The sequence below is a fragment of the Nocardioides sp. P5_C9_2 genome (genome assembly GCF_054049555.1).
In genome coordinates this window covers 1-5,822 of the sequence record NZ_JBFUMD010000236.1, presented here as the reverse complement: position 1 = coordinate 5,822, position 5,822 = coordinate 1, and the positions used below count along the sequence as shown (strand labels likewise).

5 protein-coding genes and 1 pseudogene are annotated in these 5,822 nt (G+C 74.1%); all 6 read left to right on the top strand.

Annotated elements, in window-relative coordinates:
* Positions 1-273, top strand: a pseudogene (locus ACXJKL_RS12630) (sulfotransferase family protein); the annotation flags it as partial.
* Between the two features lie 9 nt (positions 274-282).
* Positions 283-1,251 carry a hypothetical protein gene (locus ACXJKL_RS12625; protein ID WP_457207395.1) on the top strand — a complete coding sequence of 323 codons (969 nt, stop codon included), beginning with the start codon at positions 283-285 and terminating at the stop codon, positions 1,249-1,251.
* Entirely contained in the window at positions 1,248-2,978 is a 1,731-nt protein-coding gene (locus ACXJKL_RS12620; RefSeq protein WP_457207394.1) for a glycosyltransferase, read from the top strand. The genes ACXJKL_RS12625 and ACXJKL_RS12620 overlap by 4 nt, the downstream gene beginning before the upstream one ends.
* On the top strand, positions 2,975-4,522 hold the full coding sequence (locus ACXJKL_RS12615; protein WP_457207393.1) for a glycosyltransferase: 1,548 nt from the start codon (positions 2,975-2,977) through the stop codon (positions 4,520-4,522). The genes ACXJKL_RS12620 and ACXJKL_RS12615 overlap by 4 nt, the downstream gene beginning before the upstream one ends.
* 54 nt (positions 4,523-4,576) lie before the next feature.
* Positions 4,577-5,038 (top strand): GNAT family N-acetyltransferase, encoded by a 462-nt coding sequence (locus tag ACXJKL_RS12610; RefSeq protein ID WP_457207392.1) that lies wholly within the window; start codon positions 4,577-4,579, stop codon positions 5,036-5,038.
* A gap of 45 nt (positions 5,039-5,083) precedes the next feature.
* Positions 5,084-5,542 (top strand): TspO/MBR family protein, encoded by a 459-nt coding sequence (locus tag ACXJKL_RS12605; RefSeq protein ID WP_457207391.1) that lies wholly within the window; start codon positions 5,084-5,086, stop codon positions 5,540-5,542.
* Positions 5,543-5,822 lie beyond the last annotated feature (280 nt).

Sequence of the window (5,822 nt, the reverse complement as noted above, 5' to 3'; positions counted from 1 at the left end):
GAGGAGGGCGGCGACACCCCCGCGGCGCACGAGGCCAGCGACCAGCTCCGGGTGGCCTACGGCGAGATGTACGCCGACGCCGAGGCGTTCGCGCACTCCACCACCCTCGCGCAGCGCCGGACCGCCGCCGCCGAGACCCGTCGCCAGGTCGAGGCCGACCACGCCGCGGGCGGCCCCCGCAGCGTCGCCGACCGGGTGCCGCACTCGGTGCGCGCGATCGTCCCGGAGGGTGCTCGCCGCGGCCTCCGCAGGGCCCTGCGCCGGGAGCGCTGAGGACCACCCGTGCCGCCCACCACGCCGGACATCCCCTCCCTGGAGGGGCTCACCGACTACGACGTCACGTGGCCCTGGTCGCGCGGCGAGCGTCTCGCGCCCGGGCTGACCTGCGTCTTCCGGGTGCGCAACGAGGCCCGCAACCTGCCGTGGGTKCTGCCGCCGATCCTCTCGGCGGTGCAGCACGTGCTGCTCGTGGACAACGGCTCGACCGACGGCACGCTCGAGGTCGCGGAGTCGATCGCCGCCGACCTGGGCGCGAGCGACCGCTTCACCGGCCTCACCTACCCGCACGCCGTGGCCCGCGCGGGCGGCGAGCACCTCGCCACCCCCGCCACCTCGGTGCACTCGCTGACCCACTTCTACAACTGGTGCTTCAGCCACGTGCGGACGTCGTACTCCATGAAGTGGGACGGCGACATGGTGCTCACGCCGGAGGGCGCGGGAATCCTCCGCGACCTGTCCTGGCAGCTCGAGACCACGYAGACCATCGTCTCCATGCCGCGGCACCCGCTCACCGTGGTCGACGAGCGCACCGGCTGGCTGGACCTGTCGCTGCGCTTCCTCGAGCCGTGGGTCTATCCCATGGGTCCGGACTTCACCTTCGTGAAGGCMTTCGACTGGGAGCTGCGCGAGTACCCCACCGGTGTCGAACGGCTCGTCCTCCAGCAGGGCCTGTGCGTGGAGGTGAAGTGGCTCGACGCCGACGAGTACGCGCACTGGCGCACCGAGGGTGTCGACTTCACCCACACCCGGCTCTACCGCAAGCTGCGCGAGTTCGAGGTGGACGAGGCCATCCGCGCGGGCCGCGCCGAGGCGCTCGGCGGCCTCGTGCGCGTGGAGGCGCCCGAGGGCGTCCACATCATCGACCACGTCACCCGCACCTGGTTGCGCCAGCAGCCCCGCCCGCTGGTCACGCACAGCCTCCCCGCCTCGCTGCGGGAACGCACCCCGCGAGAGCAGGAGGCCCAGCGATGAGCGTGTCCTTCTCCGGTCATCCCCTCGACGGCTTCACCTCCCCCGAACCGCTCCTGGTCATCGGTGACGACGCGTCCGCCGCCGACCTGGCACCGGCCGGTGCCACGTTCACGACGATGGCAGGCACCACCGACATCGGCCGCGGGTGGAAGTCGGTGCTGTGGATGACCGCCGACCGCGCGTCCCTGCGCCGGCTCGCCTCCACGATCAGCCGGGTCGGCCAGACCCGCGTCGTCGCGCTCTGGCTCACCGACGCGACCGAGCCCCTGGTCCTCGTCCCGCGTCCCGAGTGGCCGCCGCTCACCTCGCTGATGGCCCGCGAGGCCGACCGCGGCGTGCTCACCGTGCTGCGCTTCTCCCAGCCCATCGGCGCGCACGTGGTGCTGGCCGAGCTCGCCCGTCAGGCCGTCCCCGGTGTCGACACCGGGCACGGGGGAGTCGTCGTCGCGTACGCCGACCGCGAGCCCGCGGCGGGCCTCGACGTACGGGCCCAGCGCTTCGACGACGCCGCGGAAGCCGGCGACGAGGAGATCGTGGTCCCCGCAGACGTGGTCGTGAGCCGCAACGACGCCCGACCGCAGGTCCACCCCGTCATCGACCGCGCCCCCACGGTGGTCTCCGACCCGGGCCTCGAGCCCGTCGACGAGATGGTGGTGAACCCGCGCGGGTGGCGCAAGGAGTGGACCGAGCCGGTCCGCGACCTCGCACCGGACCAGCCCCTCACCGAGGCCGCGATCGCGGCACTCAGGGACGTCCAGGGCCTCCGCGTCCACCTCACCACGGCCGACCCGCAGACCGTCGCCCACCTCGCGGCCGCCGGCGTCCCTCTCCTCGCCACGGGCGCGGACCCCGCGCTCGGCGCGACCCTCACCGAGGCGCTGGCGCAGCAGCCCGACCTCGACGACGCCCTCGCCCGCGAGGAGCACAGCGTCACCACCCGCCGCGCCGCGCTGCTCGAGCACTCCACCGTCGCCTGGCGCGCCCGGCTGGCGGCCCGCGCCGGCGTGCGGCACGTCGCACGCCCGCAGGTCAGCGTCCTGCTCACCACGAAGCGCCCCCACCAGCTCGACTTCGCGCTGCGTCAGCTGGCCCGCCAGCGCGATGCCGACTTCCAGCTCGTGCTGGCCACCCACGGCTGGGAGGCCGACGAGGCGCGGGTCCGCGCGGCCCTCCCCGACCGCGACATCGTGCTCGTGCCGCGCAGCCAGGACACCTTCTTCGGCGACGTCCTCAACGCGGCGTACGAGGCGGCGTCCGGCGACGTGCTCCTCAAGGTCGACGACGACGACTGGTACGGCCCGCACGCGGTCGTCGACCTGCTCCTCGCCCGCCGCTACAGCGGCGCGGACGTGGTGGGCATGCCCAGCGAGTTCGTCCACCTCGCCGAGCTCGGGATCACCACCCGCCGCAACCACCCGACGGAGATCTTCAACCGCTTCGTCGCGGGCGGCACGATCATGGTCGATCGCGACGTGGTGCGCGGCGTGGGCGGCTTCCGGCCCGTGCGCAGGTTCGTCGACGCCCAGCTGCTCAGCGGCATCGAGGCGGCCGGCGGCCGGATCTACCGCACCCACGGCCTCGGCTACGTGCTGCGCCGCCTCGCCGCCGGCCAGCACACGTGGCAGGTCGACGCCGACTCCTTCCGCAAGGACGGCATCGTCGACCGGGAGTGGACCGGCTTCCACGCCAGCCGCGAGCTCGAGGTCGACGAGCGGGACCTGCCATGACCCCGCCCGTGTCCCCCCGCGGGGACCAGCCCGTCGTACGCCGCAACGAGTGGCACGTCCTCACCCCTCCCGACGTCGGAGCCTGGACGCCGACCCGGACCGTGACCGTGGTCGTCCCGGCGTACAACTCCCACCGCACCCTGCCGCACGTGCTCGCCGGCCTGGCCGCGCAGACCTACCCGTCGCAGCTCATGGAGGTGGTGGTCTCCGACGACGGCAGCACCCCGCCCGTCGTGCTGCCCCCGGTCACCCCCGACAGCACCCGCGTCGTGCGCGTCGAGGAGGGCTGGGGCTGCGCCGGCGCGTGCGAGGTCGCCGGCCGCGCGAGCGAGGGCGAGCTCCTCTACTTCGTCGACGCCGACATGCTGCTGTGGCCCGACCACCTCGAGGCCCAGCTGCGCTGGCTGCACGAGGTCGACTACGCCGTCGTGGCCGGCACCAAGCGCTTCGTCGACCCCGAGCGACTGCTCGCGCAGGACCCGGCGACCACCCGCGACCAGGTCGCCTCCGGCGAGGTCGCCACCCTGTGGGACTGGCACGCGGCCGAGCCGCACAAGTGGGTCGACGGCATGTGGCGGCGTACCGAGGACCTCACCCTGGCCGGCCCGCGCGCCTTCCGCTCGTTCGTCGGCGCCACCTTCGCGTTGTCCCGCGACCTGCTCGACGAGGCCGGTGGCTGGGACACCACGCTGCGCCTGGGCGAGGACATGGAGCTCGGCCACCGCCTCGGCGAGGCCGGCGGGATCCTGGTCCCCGAGCACGCCGCGAGGTCGTGGCACCTCGGTCGCTCCCACGTGATGGAGCGCCGCGACCAGGTCAACCGCTACAACGACGCCTACCTGGCCAACCTGGTGCCCGGAATGCGTCCCAAGCGCAACGCGCACGGCCGCCGCTACGAGACGCCGTACCTCGAGGTCGTCCTCGCGATGACCAACGACGCCGACGAGGTGATGGGCTGCGTCGACGCCGTCCTCGACTCCACCCTCGACGACCTGCGCGTGGTGCTGACCGGCGACTGGACCGCCCTGCACGAGGAGCGCCTCCACCCGCTGGCCGACCCGCTGCTCGAGACGCGCATCGTGCACCGCTCCTACCGCGACGACCAGCGCGTCGCCCTCGTCGCTGGCGTGCCGGGGGGTCGCAGCCGCTCCAGCCTGCGGCTGACCCTCGACTCGCCCGCGCTCGCGCCCGCCCCGGGGGCCCTGCTCGCCCTGGTCGAGGACCTCGAGCGCACCCACGACGGCGCCCTGGTCATCGAGGGCGTGGGCCGCCTCGAGCGGGTCGCCGCGCTGAGCCGCGCCACCTGGCTGGCCCTCGGCACCTCGGACGAGGCCCTGGACCTGGTCTACGGCGTACGCCGCATCTCGGCCGCCGACGCCGGCTTCGTCGCCACCGCCGAGCGCGAGGTGCCGCGCTACGACGGCAAGCTCAAGAAGCCGGTCCCCTCCGAGCTGGGCGCGGAGTCCGCGCCCGCGGGGGAGTCCACCGGCGAGCCGCACGGCGAGCCCCGCGAGAAGCGCGGGATCTGGAGCCGGCTGCGCTGAGCCGCACCCGAGAAGTCCGTTGCCAGCCCGTTCGGGAGCGGCGAGGGTGTGCCCATGGAGACCGGGTGGGTGCTGCGGGTGGGGCCGGACGAGCGGGCCGAGGACGTCGTCACCGAGGGGCTCGTCGCGCACAACAAGCGGAGGTCGCCGATCGTGCGGGAGCGGTTCGAGCCGCAGCACCTGCCCTCGCGCCCGCTGGGGGTCTACGCCTGCCGCGGCGACCGGGTGCTGGGCGGTTGCACCGGCTCGACGGAGGACCTGTGGCAGTGGTTCACCGTCGACACGATGTGGGTCGAGGACGGCCTCCGCGGACAGGGTCTGGGCCGCGAGCTGCTGGCGGCGGCCGAGGAGGAGGCGCGGCGTCGCGGTTGCCGCTGGGCCAAGCTCAACACCTGGGACTTCCAGGCGCCCGGGTTCTACGAGCGCTGCGGCTATCTGGAGTACGGCCGCGAGGTGGACTACCCGCCGGGCCACACCAACGTCCTGATGCGCAAGGACCTCGTCCCACCGGGATAGCCGGCTCCGAGGGGCGGGCCTCCGACGGAGGTGTACACAGGGGACATGCGCGGGACCGTGTGGACGTCCTTGATGACCGCCGCCGCTGCCGGGGTGGGCAGCCTCGGCACCGACCCGGCCTCCGAATGGTACGAGTCGATCGAGAAGCCTCCGTGGCAGCCGCCACCGGTCGCGTTCCCGCTGGTGTGGACGCCGCTGTACGCCGCCATCGCCTACGGCACCGGCCGGATGGTCGAGCAGGCCCGATCCGAGGAGCGGCGCGGTCTGCTGGCCCTGACGGCGGCCGACCTGGTCGCCAACGCCGGGTGGAACTGGGCCTTCTTCCGCGGACGGTCGCCGGCCGGCGGGCTCGCAGTCATCGTCGCCCTCAACGGTCTCAACGTGGCGCTCGTGCGCCGGGCCGCGGCGGTGGACGATCGGGCGGCCGCCGCGCTCGCGCCGTACGCCGCGTGGGTCGGGTTCGCCACCGCCCTCAACGCCAGCATCTGGCGCCGCAACCGCTGACGCCTGCACGGCTCCCCCAGGGGGAGGTGAAGGCCGACGCACCTGCGTGGAAGTTCTGCCTGGTGCCGCTGATCGAGGCTGCACTTCCACGCACCCGGGTGGAACTGCAGGAATGACCCGACTGCCCAGACCCCCGAGGCCGACACGCGGGTCAGGACCGCCAGTGCTCCCGGAGCAGCGCCGTCACCCGGGGGTCGTCCTGCACCCGGTGCCCGGCCCCGGCCAGCACGAGGTGCCGGGCGCCGAGCCCGGCGAAGGCGGCGGCGGTGTCCTCGTAGAG